The organism is Dactylosporangium sp. NPDC005555 (assembly GCF_040605635.1).
Taxonomy (GTDB): Bacteria; Actinomycetota; Actinomycetes; order Mycobacteriales; family Micromonosporaceae; genus Dactylosporangium.
Map to the genome: position 1 here is coordinate 68,417 of NZ_JBEXDG010000027.1, position 16,822 is coordinate 85,238.

A 16,822-nucleotide genomic window follows, 5' to 3' on the forward strand; every position below is an offset into this window, starting at 1 on the left:
CGAAGCGGAGGTGGCGGCATGACGCAGCCGGTCGTGGCGCTGACCATCGCCGGATCCGACTCCGGCGGCGGCGCGGGCATCCAGGCGGACCTCAAGACGTTCGCCGCGCACCGGGTCTTCGGCACCAGCGTGATCACGGCGCTGACCGCCCAGAACACCCTCGGCGTGCGGGGGATCTCCGCCGTCGGCCCCGCGTTCGTCGGCGCGCAGCTCGACGCGGTCCTCGCCGACCTGCCCGTCGGCGCGGTCAAGACCGGCATGCTCGCCACGCCGGAGACCGTGGCGCTCGTCGCGTCCTACGCGCCGCGGCTGCCCGGGCTCGTCGTCGACCCGGTCCTCGTCGCCTCCTCCGGCGACCGGCTCTTCACCCGCGACGCCGAACGCGCCTACCTGGACCTGCTGTTCCCGCACGCCGCGGTCGTCACCCCGAATCTCCGGGAGGCGTCGGTGCTGCTGGGCCGGGACGTCACCGACGTCGACGACGCGATCAAGGCCGCCGAGGACCTCGCCGCGACCGGGCCCCGGTGCGTCGTCGTCAAGGGCGGGCACCTGCGCGGCAGCCGCGACGCCGTCGACGTCGTCTGCGCCGGCGGCACCGTCGAACTGCTGACCGCACCCTGGATCGACACCGCCAACAACCACGGGACCGGGTGCACGTTCGCGGCGGCGACCGCGGCCCGGCTCGCGCTCGGACAGTCCCTCGCCGAAGCGCTCGCCGGCGCGAAGGACTACGTGCACGCCGCGCTGGCCGCGTCGTCCGGCTGGCGGCTCGGCGCCGGGCACGGCCCGCTCGGGTGGGGACCTTTCGAGGCCCCGCTCCGCTAGTACACCTGCCGCAAACGCAACCAAGGTGCGCCTCAGGCGTGCCGGCTCCGCCGTGCGCAAAAGGAAGGATCCGCATGAAGCGCAAGGTCCACGTCCAGGGGTCCCGTGACGACATCCGGGTGCCGTTCGCCGAGGTCGAACTGAGCGGCGGGAACCCGCCGGTGCGCCTCTACGACACGTCCGGCCCGCTCAACGACCCGCCCGCCGGCCTGCCGGCGCTGCGCGCCCCGTGGATCGCCTCGCGCAGCGGCGATCATGGCGGAGGGCGGACGCAGCTGTACTACGCGCGGCAGGGGGTCGTCACGCCGGAGATGGAGTTCGCGGCGATCCGCGAGGGTGTCGACCCGTCGGTCGTGCGGGAGGAGATCGCGGCCGGGCGGGCGATCCTGCCCAGCAACGTCAACCACCCGGAGAGCGAGCCGATGGTCATCGGCAGCCGCTTCCTCGTGAAGATCAACGCGAACATCGGCACGTCGGCGGTCTCCTCCGGGATCGAGGAGGAGGTCGCGAAGCTCACCTGGGCGACGAAGTGGGGCGCCGACACCGTCATGGACCTGTCGACCGGCAGGCACATCCACGCGACCCGCGAGGCGATCGTGCGCAACTCGCCGGTGCCGATCGGGACCGTCCCGCTCTACCAGGCCCTGGAGAAGGTCGGCGGCGACCCGCTCGCGCTCACCTGGGAGGCCTACCGGGACACCGTCATCGAGCAGGCCGAGCAGGGCGTCGACTACATGACCGTGCACGCCGGGGTGCTGCTGCGGTACGTGCCGATGACGGTCGGCCGGGTCACCGGCATCGTGTCCCGCGGCGGCTCGATCATGGCGGCCTGGTGTCTGGCGCGTCACCAGGAGAACTTCCTGTTCGAGCACTTCGCCGAGCTCTGCGCGATCTTCGCCCGCTACGACATCGCGTTCTCGCTCGGGGACGGGCTGCGGCCCGGGTCGATCGCCGACGCCAACGACGAGGCCCAGCTCGCCGAGCTGCGCACGCTCGGCGAGCTCACGCGCGTGGCGTGGGAGCACGACGTGCAGGTGATGATCGAAGGCCCCGGGCACGTGCCCATGCACAAGATCAAGGAGAATGTGGACCTGCAGAAGGCGTGGTGCCACGACGCGCCGTTCTACACCCTCGGCCCGCTCACGACGGATGTCGCACCGGCGTACGACCACATCACCAGCGCCATCGGTGCCGCCATGATCGCCATGTACGGCACGGCGATGCTCTGCTACGTGACGCCCAAGGAGCACCTCGGGCTGCCGGACCGCGACGACGTCAAGGCCGGCGTCATCGCCTACAAGATCGCCGCGCACGCCGCCGACCTCGCCAAGGGCCACCCCGGCGCGCAGGCGTGGGACGACGCGCTGTCCAAGGCGCGGTTCGAGTTCCGGTGGGAGGACCAGTTCAACCTCGCCATGGACCCGGACACCGCGCGGTCCTACCACGACGAGACGCTGCCGGCGACGGCCGCGAAGACCGCGCACTTCTGCTCCATGTGCGGCCCGAAGTTCTGCTCCATGAAGATCAGCCAGTCCCTCTCCTCGCAGATGCGGGCGAAGTCCGAGGAGTTCGTGGCGTCGGGTGGTCAGGTATACCTCCCGATCGTGTCGTAGGTGGGTACTAAGGTCGGGGGGTGGAGTCCTCAGTGGCGTCGCCACGCACCGCGGTGGTCTGGCAGGTCCTGCGTCGTGAGATCGCCGGGGCCGGGGGACCCCTAACCGCCCTCGACGTCGGCGGCGGCACCGGCGGGTTCGCCGTGCCGCTCGCCCGCGCCGGGCACGCCGTCACCGTCGTCGACCCCAGCCCCGACGCGCTCGCCGCGCTCACCCGCCGCGCCGCCGAGGCGGGGGTCGCCGACCGGATCACCGCCGTGCAGGGCGACGGCGACGGCCTCGCCGACCTCGTCCCGCCCGGCAGCGTCGACCTGGCGCTGTGCCACAGCATGCTCGAGTTCGTCGACGACCCGCACAAGGTCGTCACCGCGCTCGCCGCGACCCTGCGCCCCGGCGGCACCGCCAGCGTCGTCGTCGCCAACCGCGCCGCCGCCGTCCTCGCGAAGGCCATCGGCGGGCACCTCGCCGCCGCGTCCCTGCTCGTCGCCAGCCCCGAGGGCCGCGCCGACACCCGTGACCGGCTCAGCCGGCGGTATGACGTGGGCACCGCCACCGCCCTGCTCACCGGCTGCGGCCTGGTCGTCGAGCAGATCCACGGCGTCCGGATCATCACCGACCTCGTCCCCGGCAGCGTCGCGGAGAGCGAGCCGGAGGCGCTGCAGGCCTTCGAGCTGGCGCTCGCCGGGACGCCGCCGTATCGCGACATCGCCACCCAGCTGCACCTGCTGGCCCGCAAGGGTCTGTGATGGGCCTCCTCGATCCCGTCGCTCCGCGGTACGGGCAGGGCAGCCTCGCCGAGGTCATGCCCAGCGTGCTCAGCGTGCTCGGGATGCCGTACGAGCGCGACGCCCTCGGCCTCGGCGCCACCCTCGCCGGCGTCGACCGCGTCGCCGTGGTCCTCCTCGACGGGCTCGGCTGGCACCAGCTCGGCGTCGCCGCACCCCACGCGCCGACGATCACCGACTTCCTCGGCGGCCGGCTCGGCACCGCCCGGTCGATCACCGCCGGCTTCCCGTCGACGACCCCGGTCAGCCTCGTCACCCTCGGCACCGGCGCCCCGCCCGGCGCCCACGGGATCGTCGGCATCGTGATCAACCAGCCCGGCACCGACAAGCTCGTCAACCACCTGCACTGGGAGAACCAGCCCGACCCCGCGCAGTGGCAGCCGCTGCCGACCGCGTTCACCCGGGCCGTCAACGCGGGCCTCGCCCCGACGGTCGTCAGCAACCCGAAGTTCGCCGACACCGGGCTGTCCCTGTCCGCGTATCGGGGCGCCCGCTTCGGCGCGGGGGTCGCCTATGACGAGGTCGCCTCGTCGATGCTGGCCGCGTTGCGGACCTCGCGCCTGGTGTACGGGTATCTGCCCGACGTCGACCGGTTCGGGCACGACTTCGGCATCGGCACCGGCGAGTGGCGCACCGCCGTCGGCAATGCCGACCGGCTCCTCACCCGGCTGATCGACGGGCTGCCGCCCAACTCGGGGCTGGTCGTCACCGCCGACCACGGGCAGCTCGACATCCCCGCCGACCGGCGCCTCGACCTCGACAAGGACGCCCGCCTGCGCGAGGGGATCGCCGTCGTCGCCGGTGAGCCCCGGGTGCGCTACCTGCACACGATCCCCGGCGCGCGTGCCGACGTCATCGCCTCCTGGCAGGGCGTCCTCGGGTCCGCCGCCACCGTGCTGAGCCGGGAGGAGGCGGTCGCGGCGGGCTGGTTCGGGCCGATCCCGCAGCAGCACCTGGCCCGCGTCGGCGACGTCGTCGTCATCTGCCACGACCGGTGGGTGATCATGGCGTCCGAGCACGAGCCCGCGCGGTTCACGCGGATGGTGGCGTTCCACGGATCGAGCACCGCCGCGGAGATGCAGATTCCGCTGCTGGTGCTGCGGCGCTAGATTCGTGGCCCTCGGGGTCCGTGTCCTCAGCCGGTCCTGACCAGGCGGCCTTTCGTCAGCTCGCGCATCGCGGCCCGCAGCTCCGGGCCGACCTCGTCCGCCTGCTCGAGGACGATCCTGAGCAGCTCGTCCTTCGACGCGGCGACCACCACGCCCGGCGCGCCCGCCACGGGGTCGTCGCACAGCACCGCCACCCGCGCCCGGCGGAGCCCGAGCTGACCGGCCCGGTTGAGGAACGTCTCGCCCGGCACCGGCAGCGGCACCCGGCGCGCTCTGGTCCACCCCACGACCAGGAGCACCGCCACGGCGCACCGGTCGGTCCCCGGCCGCCAGCCTTCGCCGCCGCCGGTGATCACTCCAGGTGCGACGCAGCGGACCAGGTCCGGACGGAGCGGGCGCAGCCCTTCGACGGCCGCGACGACGGGCGCCAGCGGCGACGTCAGCGCGAGGAGGGCCATTCCAGGAAGGTAAGGCATACCTAACTTCCCGTCAATTCGTTCAGGTGTTCGGCTCGCCGCCGGTTTTTGTCGGGGGGTCTGGTTAAGGTGCGTCTGTGGGTCGCAGTCAGGTGGTGCCTCGGGGTGGTTCGGGCGCGGGGGAGTTCGGCCCCGACGCCGATGACACGGGCTGCACGGTGCTGCACGTCGACATGGACGCGTTCTATGCCTCGGTCGAGATCCGCCGCCGCCCCGAGCTGCGCGGGAAGGCCGTCATCGTCGGCGGCGCCGGCCCGCGCGGAGTCGTGTCCGCCGCCAGCTATGAGGCCCGCAAGTTCGGGGTGCACAGCGCCATGCCCGGCAGCAGGGCGCAGCGGCTCTGCCCGCACGGCATCTTCCTGCCACCCGACTTCGCCGCCTACACCGAGGCCTCCCGCGCCGTCATGGCGATCTTCCGCGACGTCACCCCGCTCGTCGAGCCGCTCTCCCTCGACGAGGCGTTCCTCGACGTCGCCGGCGCCCGCAAGCTGCTGGGCCGCCCCGCCGAGATCGCCGCGCTGATCCGCCGCCGGGTCGCCACCGAGCAGCGGCTCACCTGCTCCGTCGGGGTCGCCTCGACGAAGTTCATGGCCAAGCTCGGCTCCACCCGCGCCAAGCCCGACGGCATGGCGGTCATCCCCGCCGCCCGCGCGCTGGACTATCTGCACCCGCTGCCCGTCAGCGCCCTGTGGGGCGTCGGCGAGCGGACCGCCGAGAGCCTCCAGCGGGTCGGCCTCAGGACCGTCGGCGACCTCGCCGCCGCCCCGCTCGGCATGCTCCGCGCCGCCGTCGGCGACGCCTCCGCCCATCACCTGCACGAGCTGTCCTGGGCGCGTGACCCCCGCAGGGTGATTCCCGACCACGTCGAGAAGTCCATCGGCGCCGAGACCACGTTCGACGTCGACGTGAGCGACCTGTCAATCATCCGACGCACGATGCTCGCCCTGTCCAACAAGGTCGCCCAGCGCCTCCGCCACGCGGACCAGGTGGGCCGCACGATCGCCGTCAAGATCAGGCTCGCCGACTTCCAGACCCTGAGCCGGTCACGCACCGTTGACGTCCCCACCGACGTCGCCCGCGAGATCTTCGAGATCTCCTGGGCATTGTTCACCTCCGCCCGCCCTGGCGAGCGCATCCGCCTCATCGGCGTCCGCGTCGAGGGCCTCACCTCCGCCGACGGAGCGCCACGACAGATGACGCTCGGTGAGCGCGACCACGGCTGGCGAGACGCCGAGCGCGCCGCCGACGCGGTCGCCGCCCGCTTCGGCACGGGCCTCGTCAAGCCCGCCAGCCTCCTGCGCGGCGACGGCCTCCGCCACGACGGAAACGGCGCCGCACCGGCCCCCGACCCACCGGACGGACCTCCGACACGACACAATGGGGGTAGATAGAGCCCGACTCGGCGGAAAATCGGCACGGCCGGACCATCGTCCCGCTTTCCGACCCGGTGAGCCCCTCGTAAACTTGCCAGTACGCAGCCCGACGGGCTGTGCCGGACTGTCGGTCCATCAGGGTCGACCTTCGCGACCGGGGAGGAGTGCCGTGCCGCTCTCGGAACACGAGCAGCGGCTGTTCGAGCAGATCGAGCGGTCGCTAGCCGAGGACCCCAAGTTTGCCTCGGCGGTGCGCGCCACCGACCCGCGGTTCCATGCCAAGCGTCGGATGATCGCCGCTGCGGTGCTCCTACTCGCCGGCATGGCACTACTGGTCTATGGCGTCGCCATCTCAATCCCACCCCTCGGCGTCGGCGGCTTCGTCGTCATGCTGGGCGCCTTGGTCTTCGGCGTCCAGGCGTACCGCCGCGGACAGAGCACCGACCTGCACGCCGTCGGCGGCACCGCCACACGCCGCACCCGGCAGCGCAGAGCCGGACTGGTCGACCGCCTGGAAGAACGCTGGCGCCGCCGCCCTGAAGGCGACGTCTGACCCCAGCCAGGCAGACAAAGGGCGCGCCGACACTGTTCCCCCGTCGACGCGCCCACCCGTCTGCCCACCGCACCTGCGCTCCGTCCGCACCCTGACGCTCCGTTTGCCGGCCGTGCTGCCGGCCCGGTTTGGTGGTCGGGTCGCGTGATCCGGAAGAGTTCTTGCTGCCAGGGCGACAAGAGCTCTTCCGGATCATGCGGAAGGGGTCAGCGGTCGGCGCGGCGGGCCACGAAGCGGCGGACGCTGATGGCGCGCATGAGCTTGTCCCAGCCCTGGCCGAGCCAGAGCGACGCGGAGCTGGCGCGTTGGGCGGTGGCCGAGCGCCAGCGGCGCAGGACGGACGGGGGGAGGACGACCGCCATGATGCGGGTCTTGCGGCTGGCCCGGGCGGCGAAGGCCGACCGCACCTCGTCGACCGCGGTGCGGAGCTCACCACCGGTGAGGGGGGTGCGGGCGTACCGGGCGTGCTCCTCGACGGTGCTGAGGAGGCGGACGCCGTCCGCGGCCTTGTCGCGGAGGCGTTCCTTCGTGACGAGGCGGGTGACTGTCGCGCGGGGGGTTTCGGCGTCGTCGGTCGGCACGTGATAGTCGACCATCGTGTCGGAGAGCTCGTCCCAGGCATGATGCGCCTGGGAGCGGGCCGCGCGGTCGTTGCCGACGAGGACCATGACGCCGGGTTCGGTGAAGTCCAGCGACGGGCCGGCGGCGCCCGCGGACTGCAGGCGGCTGCGGCGGGTCCGGCCGCGGGTGAGGGCCGGTGACAGGAGCAGCCCGACGACGAGCAGGACCGCGAGGAGCCAGCCACCGACGACGGCGAGCGTGACGAGCATCGAGCCGGTCTGCTCGGTGCCGCCGGTGCCGGTGTTGCCCGGGTTGTTGCCGGTGTCGCCGGCGGCGCCCGCCGTGACTTCGCTGCTCGGCTGCTGGCCGGGGCGGGGCTTGTCGTTCTCGTCGATCACGTCGGAGTTGTCGGTGACGGCGTTCGGCATGTACGACGTGGCCACCGAGCCGCCGATCGCCTGCGGCGGGGTCGCGTCGAAGGGGAGCCAGCCGTAGCCCTGGAAGTACACCTCGGTCCAGGCGTGCAGGTTGAAGTTCGTGAGCGTCATCGTCGAGCCCTGGCGGGTGCCGCCGCGGGCGAAACCGAACGCGACCCGGGACGGGATCTTCGCCTCGCGGAGGAGCCAGCCGAAGGCCGCCGCGTACTGGGCGCAGTAGCCGCGCTTGTTCTTGAGGAAGTCGGCGATGGCGGAGCCGCTGGTCTCGGCACCGGTGGCCGTGTCGTAGGTGAAGCCGTTCGCCTGCGAGAAGTACTCCAGGATCGCGGCGACCTTGTCGTACTGGGTGGTCTTGCCCTTGATGAGCCCGGCGACCGTCTCCTTGACGACGGTGTTGCCGGGCGCGGTCGTCGTGTCCCGCAGCGCCGGGTCGCTCTCCTTCAGGGCAGGGGCCTTGCGCAGGTCGTCGGGGGTGGGGTCGGCGCGCGTGTACTCGACCGTGTACTTCTTCTTCGCGGTGGTCTGCTTGCCGGAGTACACGACGGTGGTGAGCGGGTCGAACGACCAGTTGTTGTCGATCTTCTCCAGCTTCGTCGGCCAGGTGTAGATCGGCAGGAAGTAGATCGCCAGCTCGTTGGTGATCTCGATGCTGGCCTTGTGGGTGCTGGTCTTGACCGACGGGTCCCAGCCGGGGCCGGGCAGGCCGGAGCCGACGGTCTTGCCGACGTTGATCGGCTTGGCGTTGAAGCCGCGGCTGGTGAGGTCCTCGAGCACGTTGAAGCGCAGGTAGTACGGGTTGGGGTCGTTGTCGAGGTTGGTCACCTTGACCATGTCGAACGACTTGTCCCGGTTGAGCTGGCCGGAGAGCAGGGCGAACATGCTGACCTGCCTGCCGTTCTTGCCGCCGGGACCGATCCCGCCGCCGCCACCCGCGCCGGCGCCGATCGAGTCGATCAGGCCCGCGGGCATCGCGAACGGCACGAGCGGCAGGACCACGGCGGCGAGAACGCCGACCGCGCCGAGCCGCTGACCGGCGGCGGCGAGCGGTGAGGGCTCCCACAGGTCGACGTCGCGGCCGTCGCCGGTGAAGCGGCGGCCGAAACGGCGGACCCGGTCGACGTTGTCGGTGACCAGCAGCCACAGGAACCCGATGGCGCCGAGCGCGAACCAGAACCAGTTGGTGCTCTCGGTGGTGACGGTGACCGGCACCGAGTAGATCGCGAGCATCGGCAGGCCGGCCAGCGCGGGCCGGCGCAGCACGACCGCGAACAGGTCGACGACGAGCGCGACGACCGCGACACCGAGCGTGGCCAGGAACAGGAACCCGGGCCGGTTGCCGACGGGCGTCGCGAACTCGCTCATCTCGGTCGACGCCGTGCTCAGCAGCGAGCCGAAGTGTTTGATCGTGCTGGGCGACGGGATGATCCCGATGAACTCGTGCGAGCTCGGATACAGCCAGGTCAGGCCGAACAGCGCGGCGACACCCATCGCGGCCGACGGCGCCCAGGTGGGCGCCCGGAGGCTGCGGACCAGCATGGCCACGCCGCACATGGCGGCCACGACGAGGAACGCCCGGATCGCCCAGGTGGTCTCCTCGAAGACGTTCATGAGCGGCAGCGCCGACAGGAACGCGGAGCCGGCGGCGATCAGGGTCAGGTGCTTGCGCTGGTTCACCGCACGCCTCCGGCGACGCTCTCCGCCGACGCGGCCCGCCAGGCGAAGCCCTGCGACCCCCGTCCGGCCTGTGGCCACAGTGCGGGGAGTTTCGCACCGTGCGGCACCTCGACGACCCGCCACCCGCTGCGCAGCAGCGCGAGCGAGGCGACGCCGTGTGCCTTGTCGGACTCCTCGCGCGCTGCGGTCGGCAGGTTGAGCCAGGTAGAGGAGTCGATGAACAGGGCGATGCAGGTGGCGTTGTTGGACCGGAACCCGGCGAGCAGCTCGGCCTCCGCCGACGACAGCAGCCCGAAGATCCCGATGATCAGACCACCGTCGCTGCGCCGGCGCACCCGGTCGATGAGGGTGCCGATGTCGCCGCGCTGCGCCAGCCGCACATCCGCGAGCTGATCCAGCAGAGGGCCGTCGCCGTCGATCTCGGTCGCGTCGACGTCCACGCCACCGTCGGTGACCAGGCGCATCTTGTAACCGGCGTGGCGGAGGTGGACCGCGACGCTGGCGGCGGCCGACACCGCCCACTCGAAGCTGGCGGTCGGTCCCTCGCCACGGTGCGCGGTCGAGCGCGTGTCGAGCACGACGGTCGCCCGGCTCTCCCACGGCTGCTCCTCGCGGCGCACCATGAGCTCGCCGGTGCGAGCCGTCGAACGCCAGTGGACGCGGCGCAGGTCGTCGCCGTAGCGGTACTCGCGGGTCGCGGCGTCGTCCTCGCCGTGCACGGCCACCGACCGGGCCCGGCTCTCGCCGGAGCCGGCGAACTCGCCGGCGAGCCGCACCGACGGCAGCGGCACGACCTGCGGGATGACGGTGAGCCGGTCCACGGACGGGAACGCCCTGGTCAGCTCGCACAGCCCGAACGGGTCGGTGAGCCGCACGACGAGCGGGCCGACCTCATACCTGCCGCGGACGTCGGCGCGCACGGTGTAGGCCACGGAGCTGGCCTGGTGCGCGCCGAGCTTCTCCAGCACCAGCCGCGGGCGGCTGCCCAACGCGTAGGGCAGGCGGTCCTCCAGCAGCATCGTGCCGGTGGGCAGGCGGGACAGGTTCTGCAGGCGCAGGATCACCCGGGCGCTGGCGCCGACCTGGACCCGGTGCGGGTCCAGGGTCCGGCTGCACGACAGCCGGTAGCGGGTGCGGCCGACGTAGGCGGCGGACAGCAGCGGCAGCGCCGCGAGCAGCACCGCCACCCGGAGCAGGTCCCGCTCGCCGAGGATCAGGGCAGCGATGAGGGCCGCTGCGGCGGCGGCCAGGAAACTACGGCCCCGTGTGGTGAGCCCCCGCAGCGCCTCGCGCATGCTCAGCGACCTCCGAACTGCTGCCCGCGTGGCGGTGTCGCCCTGTCGGCGGGTCTCGTGTCATACGGCGACCGCGGCTGCCGGTCGGACGGCAGGGGCAGGCGGTGGACCAGCTCGGCGATGATCGCGTCGGTGGTGCGCCGGGACAGCTGCGCCTCGGCGGTCGGGATGACGCGGTGGGCGAGGACCGGCACGGCCAGGGCCTGCAGGTCGTCGGGGAGCACGAACTCGCGGCCCTCGAGGGCGGCGACGGCGCGGGCGGTGCGCAGCAGCTGCAGCGTGGCGCGGGGCGAGGAACCGAGACGCAGCTCGCCCGACTCGCGGGTGGCGGTGACGATGTTGACCGCATACTGCTTCACCGCGTCGGCGACGTGCACGTCGCGGACGGTGGCGATCATCCGGCGGACCTGGGTGGCGTCGGAGACGGGGAGGATGTCGTCGAGCGCGTCGTGGCGGCCGTGCACGTCGAGCATCGCCAGCTCGGCACCCATGTCCGGGTAGCCCATCGCGATCCGGGCGGTGAACCGGTCGCGCTGCGCCTCCGGCAGCGGATAGGTGCCTTCCATCTCGATCGGGTTCTGCGTGGCGATGACCATGAACGGGATCTGCAGCGGGTAGGTCGCGCCGTCGACCGTGACCTGCCGCTCCTCCATGCTCTCCAGCAGCGCCGACTGCGTCTTCGGGGAGGCGCGGTTGATCTCGTCGCCGACGACGATGTTGGCGAACACCGCGCCCGGCTTGAACTCGAAGTCGCGGGTCTCCTGGTTGTACACGCTGACACCGGTGACGTCGCTCGGCAGCAGGTCCGGCGTGAACTGGATGCGCCGCACCGAACAGTCGATCGACTTCGCCAGTGCTTTGGCGAGTTTGGTCTTGCCGACGCCGGGAACATCTTCGATGAGGAGGTGGCCCTCAGCGAGCAGCACGGCGAGCGCGAGCCGCACTGTGGCGGTCTTGCCCTCGATGACCTGCTCGATGTTGGCGACGATCGCATCGGTCGCGGCGCGGAACTCCGGGCTGGGAAGTGGGGCCCCGAGCTCCTCGAACGTGCGGTGCCTGGTCAACTGGCCTCCTCGTGTCCTGCTGTGGCCACCGTCAGGTGATAGACCCATAGGTGAACCGCCCGGTTGCACGAAATGGTTGGCAAGCCGAGCCGTCTGTATCCCCTCAGGCTAGCGGGGGAATTCACGCCGCGCCGCACGGGAAACCGTCATTGCGGACATCACGGTCGTGACTGTCCGCGACGTTTTTCCGGCGGGCCCGCGGCGAGCCGCACGTACCCCCGCAAATGTTCAACAAACGGATCTGCCGAGATGCGGCCGGCGTCGATCCTGATCAGACTGGGCACGTGGACGAGGGGCAGCTCCTCAACGATCGCTACCGCCTGGGCGACCGTCTCGGCGAGGGCGGCATGTCGGTGGTGTGGCGCGCCCACGACGAGGTCCTCGGCCGGTCCGTCGCGGTCAAGGTCCTCGCCGGCACGTTCGCCGCCGATGCCGCCTGGCGCCGCAGGATCCGGACCGAGGCGCAGGCCGCGGCGAGCCTTTCGCATCCGAACGTCACCAATGTGTACGACTACGGCGAGACCCCCGAGGGAAACCCGTTCGTCGTCATGGAGCTGCTGCGCGGCCCGACCCTCGCCGAGCGGCTGGCCGCCGGCCCGCTGAGCCCCGCCGCCGCGATCCGCGTGGCGGCCGAGGTCGCCGCCGGGCTCGCCGCCGCGCACGCCGAACGGCTCGTGCACCGCGACGTCAAACCCGCCAACGTCGTGCTCACCCAGGGCGCGGCGAAGCTCGTCGACTTCGGCATCGTCGGCATCGCCGACGACCCGGGCAGCGGGCTCGACGCGAGCGGCCACATCCTCGGCACCCCCGCCTACCTCGCGCCGGAGCGCCTCGTCGGCGACGACGCGGTGCCCGCCAGCGACGTCTATGCCTTCGGGCTGCTGCTGTACCGGTGCCTCACCGGCCGCCTGCCGTGGGACAGCGAGACCACGACCCAGATGCTGCGCTCGCACGTGACCGTCGCGCCGGAGCCGCTGCCGGACCTGCCCGCAGTGCCGCCCGAGGTCCGTGAACTGTGCATGCGGTGCCTGGTCAAGGCGCCGGCCGCCCGCCCGTCCGCGGAAGAGACGGCGGCCGTCCTCGCCGCGGCGGCGGGCGTGTCGCCACGTCCTGACGCCGAGGAGTTCCATCTGGCACCGGCGGCGGCCCCGCCGGCGGTGAGCGCGGCGAGCGGCGCGGACCTCGGCGACGCCACCACCCCGGTCGACAGGATCGCCGCGACACCGGCGGCCGGCGACGCGACCGACCTGGTGGCCGCCGCCGCGACGCGGACCGGCGGCGACGCGACCGGTCCGGTGGCGATGGTGGCGCGGCGGCCGCCCGGCGAAGGTGCGACGGACGTGATCGGGGACGACGCCGGCGACCGGCGCCGGGTCCTGGCCGGGCTCGCCGTCGCGGTGGGGGTCGCGGCACTCCTCGTCACCGTCGCGCTCAACCGGCCCGCAGGCACTCCCCAGGTGGTGGCCGAGGCGGCCCGAGGCAATCCCGCCGGCACGGCCGGCGCCGGCGCCGGCCCGTCACCCTCGGACAGCACCCCAGCGGCCGTCGATCCCACCCCCTCCGCCGGCGGGCAGCCCCAAGGCAATGGCGGCCAGGGCAACGGCGGCCAGGGCAATGGCGGTCAGGGCAACAATGGCCAGGGCAATGGCGGCAAGGGCAACGGCGGTACAGGCGGAAACACCGGAAACGGGAGCACCGGGGGAGGCACGCCGGTCAGGATCGGCACGCCCGGCGGGGTCATCGTCGCGGTCTGCGTCGGCGACCGGGTCGACGTGACCGGTGCCGAGCCTGCCCCCGGCGGCTCGCTGGTCGACCTGCAGTCCGGCCCGCGGGGCAGGTCCCGGGTGGAGTTCAACCTGGCGGGGACGCGGCTGCGCTTCGAGGTCCGGTGTGCCGGCGGCGTACCGGTGGCCACCCCCGACTGAAACGCGCTGCGGACGTTCACCGGCCCTGCGGTACACTCCGAGACATGACATGGGCTGTCCGGCTTCTTAGTGAGCCGTGCTGACGCACTGACCGCGTCCGCACGGCGACCCCTCCTGCGTGAGGGGTTTTTTCATGCCCGGACAATGTTGGACACCCTGAGACGAAGGTGGCGAGGAGCTCATGAGCGAGGGCAGCCAGACTGTGACCGACGGAGCGGTCGACATCCCGCCCTACCGTTACACGGCGGGGATGGCGGCGGACATCGAGGCGTGCTGGCAGGACTACTGGTCCGAGCACAGCACCTTCTACGCGCCGAACCCGGCGGGCCCGCTCAGCGACCCGAACCACCCGCGCGCCGGCGCGCCGAAGCTGTACGTGATGGACATGTTCCCGTACCCGTCCGGCTCCGGCCTGCACGTCGGGCACCCGCTGGGGTACATCGGCACCGACTGCTACACGCGGTACTTCCGCATGGCCGGCTACAACGTGCTGCACCCGATGGGGTTCGACGCGTTCGGCCTGCCCGCCGAGCAGTACGCGGTGCAGACCGGCACCCACCCGCGGATCACGACCGAGGCCAACGTCGAGCGGTACCGTGGCCAGCTGCGCCGGCTGGGGCTGGCCTACGACGACCGCCGCAGCGTCGCGACCACCGACACCGAGTTCTACCGCTGGACCCAGTGGATCTTCCTGCGCATCTTCAACTCGTGGTTCGACCCCGGGGCGCAGAAGGCCCGGCCGATCTCCGACCTGATCTCCGCCTTCGAGTCCGGTGCACGGGTGGTGGAGGACGGCCGCCCGTGGGCCGAGCTGTCGCCGGTCGAGCGGCGTGAGGTGATCGACGGGTTCCGGCTGGCCTACATCTCCGAGGCGCCGGTCAACTGGTGCCCCGGCCTGGGCACCGTCCTGGCCAACGAGGAGGTCACCCCCGACGGGCGCAGCGAGCGGGGCAACTTCCCCGTGTTCAAGCGCAGCCTGCGGCAGTGGATGATGCGGATCACCGCGTACGGTGACCGGCTGCTGGACGACCTGGAGCGGCTGGACTGGCCGGAGAAGGTCAAGACCATGCAGCGCAACTGGATCGGCCGGTCCCGGGGCGCGCACGTCGACTTCGCCACCGACGGCGGCGCTCCCATCCGGGTGTTCACGACCAGACCCGACACGCTGTTCGGCGCGACGTACATGGTGCTGGCGCCGGAGCACGAACTGATCTCCTCGCTGGTCCCCGCCGCGTGGCCAGCGGACATTCCGGACGTCTGGACCGGCGGGCACGCCACCCCGGGCGAGGCGGTCGCCGCCTACCGTCTGTCTGCGGGCGCGAAGTCCGATGTGGAGCGGCAGGCCGACGCGAAGGAGAAGACCGGCGTCTTCACCGGCGCGTACGCGGTCAACCCGGTCAACGGCGCGCGCATCCCGGTGTTCATCGCCGACTACGTGCTGGCCGGCTACGGCACCGGCGCGATCATGGCGGTGCCCGGCCAGGACGAGCGCGACTGGGCGTTCGCCGAGGTCTTCGACCTGCCGATCATCCGCACCGTGCAGCCGGCCGACGGTTTCGACGGCAAGGCGTACACCGGCGACGGCCCGGCGATCAACTCGGTCTCAGTCAGCGGGCTCAGCCTGGACGGGCTGGGCGTCACCGAGGCCAAGGCGAAGATCATCGACTGGCTGGAGGCGCAGGGCCACGGCGTCGGCGCCATCACCTACCGGCTGCGGGACTGGCTGTTCAGCCGGCAGCGGTACTGGGGCGAGCCGTTCCCGATCGTCTACGACGCGACCGGCCTGCCGATCGCCCTGCCGGAGTCGATGCTGCCCGTCGAGCTGCCCGAGGTCGAGGACTTCTCGCCGCGGACCTTCGACGTCGACGACGCCGACAGCATGCCGGAGACGCCGCTGTCGCGCGCCAAGGAATGGGTCGAGGTCACCCTGGACCTGGGCGACGGCCCTCAGCTGTACACCCGAGAGACCAACGTGATGCCGCAGTGGGCCGGCTCGTCCTGGTACGAGCTGCGCTACCTGGACCCGTCGAACAAGGACGAGCTGACCTCCCCGGAGAACGAAAAGTACTGGATGGGTCCGCAGGAGCCGGGCGACGTCGGCGGCGTCGACCTGTACGTCGGCGGCGTCGAGCACGCGGTGCTGCACCTGCTGTACGCCCGCTTCTGGCACAAGGTGCTGTTCGACCTGGGGCACATCAGCAGCGAGGAACCGTTCCGCAAGCTGTTCAACCAGGGCTACATCCAGGCCTACGCCTTCCGTAACGACCGCGGCACGCCCGTCCCGGCCGAGGAGGTGCAGGAGCGCGCACCCGGGCAGTACTACTACAACGACGCCAAGGTCACCCGCGAGTACGGCAAGATGGGCAAGTCGCTGAAGAACGTCGTCACGCCCGACGAGATGTGCGAGCGGTACGGCGCCGACACGTTCCGCGTGTACGAGATGTCGATGGGCCCCCTGGACGTGTCCCGCCCGTGGGAGACCCGAGCGGTCGTCGGCGCGCAGCGCTTCCTGCAGCGCGTGTGGCGGCTGGTCATCGACGAGCAGACCGATGCCACCCGCGTCGCCGACGTCCCGCTGGACGAGGAGACCCGCCGCCTGCTGCACCGCGTCATCGCCGGCGTGCGCGTCGACATCGAGGAGATGCGCTTCAACACGGCGATCGCGAAGCTGATCGAGCTGACGAACCGGGTCACCCAGGTCTCGGCGGACGGCGCGCCCCGCGAGGTCGTCGACCCGCTGGTGCGGATGGTGTCGCCGTTCGCGCCGCACCTGGCCGAGGAGCTGTGGCAGCGCCTGGGCAACGACTCGTCGATCGCCTACGCCGACTTCCCGGTCGCGGACGAGGCGTTCCTGGTCGCGGAGACCGTGAAGTACCCCGTCCAGGTCAACGGCAAGGTCCGGGGCACGTTCGAGATCGCCGCGGACGCGGCCGAGGACGCGGTCCGCGAGGCCGCCCTGGCCGAGGTCGAGGCGCAGCTGGCCGGCAAGACCCCGAAAAAGGTCATCGTCATCCAGGGCCGCATGGTCTCGATCGTCGTCTGACGACCGCCCGCTCATGCTCCGCGGCGCACTGTCGCGGAGTATGAGCGGCGGGTGAGCGACCCGAGATCGATTAGGATGGCGGGTGTAAG

The 16,822-nt window shown here is 71.9% G+C and carries 12 protein-coding genes; 8 read left to right on the forward strand and 4 right to left on the reverse strand.

Annotated features, from left to right (window positions below; all coding sequences use genetic code 11):
- Positions 1 to 18 precede the first annotated feature (18 nt).
- From thiD to ABZS58_RS28085, 4 genes are all read left to right on the forward strand, one after another.
- Complete coding sequence (gene thiD / locus ABZS58_RS28070; RefSeq protein WP_354786204.1) at positions 19 to 825, forward strand: bifunctional hydroxymethylpyrimidine kinase/phosphomethylpyrimidine kinase; 807 nt, start codon at positions 19 to 21, stop codon at positions 823 to 825.
- 68 nt (positions 826 to 893) lie between these two features.
- Positions 894 to 2,438 carry a phosphomethylpyrimidine synthase ThiC gene (gene thiC / locus ABZS58_RS28075; RefSeq protein ID WP_354786252.1) on the forward strand — a complete coding sequence of 515 codons (1,545 nt, stop codon included), beginning with the start codon at positions 894 to 896 and terminating at the stop codon, positions 2,436 to 2,438.
- Positions 2,439 to 2,458: 20 nt separating this feature from the next.
- Positions 2,459 to 3,184: a methyltransferase domain-containing protein gene (locus ABZS58_RS28080; protein WP_354786205.1), complete on the forward strand. Its 726-nt coding sequence runs from the start codon at positions 2,459 to 2,461 to the stop codon at positions 3,182 to 3,184.
- On the forward strand, positions 3,184 to 4,332 hold the full coding sequence (locus tag ABZS58_RS28085; protein ID WP_354786206.1) for a nucleotide pyrophosphatase/phosphodiesterase family protein: 1,149 nt from the start codon (positions 3,184 to 3,186) through the stop codon (positions 4,330 to 4,332). Before ABZS58_RS28080 ends, ABZS58_RS28085 begins: the two co-directional genes overlap by 1 nt.
- Positions 4,333 to 4,358: 26 nt before the next feature.
- Here ABZS58_RS28085 and ABZS58_RS28090 read toward each other — a convergent pair whose 3' ends face one another.
- Positions 4,359 to 4,790: a hypothetical protein gene (locus ABZS58_RS28090; RefSeq protein ID WP_354786207.1), complete on the reverse strand. Its 432-nt coding sequence runs from the start codon at positions 4,788 to 4,790 to the stop codon at positions 4,359 to 4,361.
- A gap of 95 nt (positions 4,791 to 4,885) precedes the next feature.
- On the opposite strand from ABZS58_RS28090, the gene ABZS58_RS28095 reads away from it, so the two are divergent.
- Both ABZS58_RS28095 and ABZS58_RS28100 read left to right on the forward strand, forming a co-directional pair.
- The gene (locus tag ABZS58_RS28095; RefSeq protein WP_354786208.1) at positions 4,886 to 6,199 is read left to right on the forward strand and encodes a DNA polymerase IV; all 1,314 of its coding nucleotides are present in this window, start codon (positions 4,886 to 4,888) and stop codon (positions 6,197 to 6,199) included.
- Between the two features lie 151 nt (positions 6,200 to 6,350).
- On the forward strand, positions 6,351 to 6,734 hold the full coding sequence (locus ABZS58_RS28100; protein WP_354786209.1) for a DUF3040 domain-containing protein: 384 nt from the start codon (positions 6,351 to 6,353) through the stop codon (positions 6,732 to 6,734).
- A 206-nt stretch (positions 6,735 to 6,940) separates the two neighbouring features.
- Here the strand turns inward: ABZS58_RS28100 and ABZS58_RS28105 are convergent, their stop codons facing one another.
- The 3 genes from ABZS58_RS28105 to ABZS58_RS28115 are packed head-to-tail and all read right to left on the reverse strand — an operon-like array spanning position 6,941 to position 11,765.
- Positions 6,941 to 9,406, reverse strand: coding sequence for a DUF3488 and transglutaminase-like domain-containing protein (locus ABZS58_RS28105; protein WP_354786210.1), 2,466 nt, complete (start codon positions 9,404 to 9,406; stop codon positions 6,941 to 6,943).
- Positions 9,403 to 10,701 (reverse strand): DUF58 domain-containing protein, encoded by a 1,299-nt coding sequence (locus ABZS58_RS28110; protein ID WP_354786211.1) that lies wholly within the window; start codon positions 10,699 to 10,701, stop codon positions 9,403 to 9,405. Before ABZS58_RS28110 ends, ABZS58_RS28105 begins: the two co-directional genes overlap by 4 nt.
- A 2-nt stretch (positions 10,702 to 10,703) precedes the next feature.
- Positions 10,704 to 11,765, reverse strand: coding sequence for a MoxR family ATPase (locus ABZS58_RS28115; RefSeq protein WP_354786212.1), 1,062 nt, complete (start codon positions 11,763 to 11,765; stop codon positions 10,704 to 10,706).
- Positions 11,766 to 12,049: 284 nt separating this feature from the next.
- Here ABZS58_RS28115 and ABZS58_RS28120 point away from each other — a divergent pair, with 284 nt between their 5' ends.
- On the forward strand, positions 12,050 to 13,690 hold the full coding sequence (locus ABZS58_RS28120; protein ID WP_354786213.1) for a serine/threonine-protein kinase: 1,641 nt from the start codon (positions 12,050 to 12,052) through the stop codon (positions 13,688 to 13,690).
- Between the two features lie 202 nt (positions 13,691 to 13,892).
- Positions 13,893 to 16,733, forward strand: a complete 2,841-nt coding sequence (leuS, locus tag ABZS58_RS28125) for a leucine--tRNA ligase (RefSeq protein WP_354786253.1) — start codon at positions 13,893 to 13,895, stop codon at positions 16,731 to 16,733.
- The last annotated feature ends 89 nt before the right edge of the window (positions 16,734 to 16,822 follow it).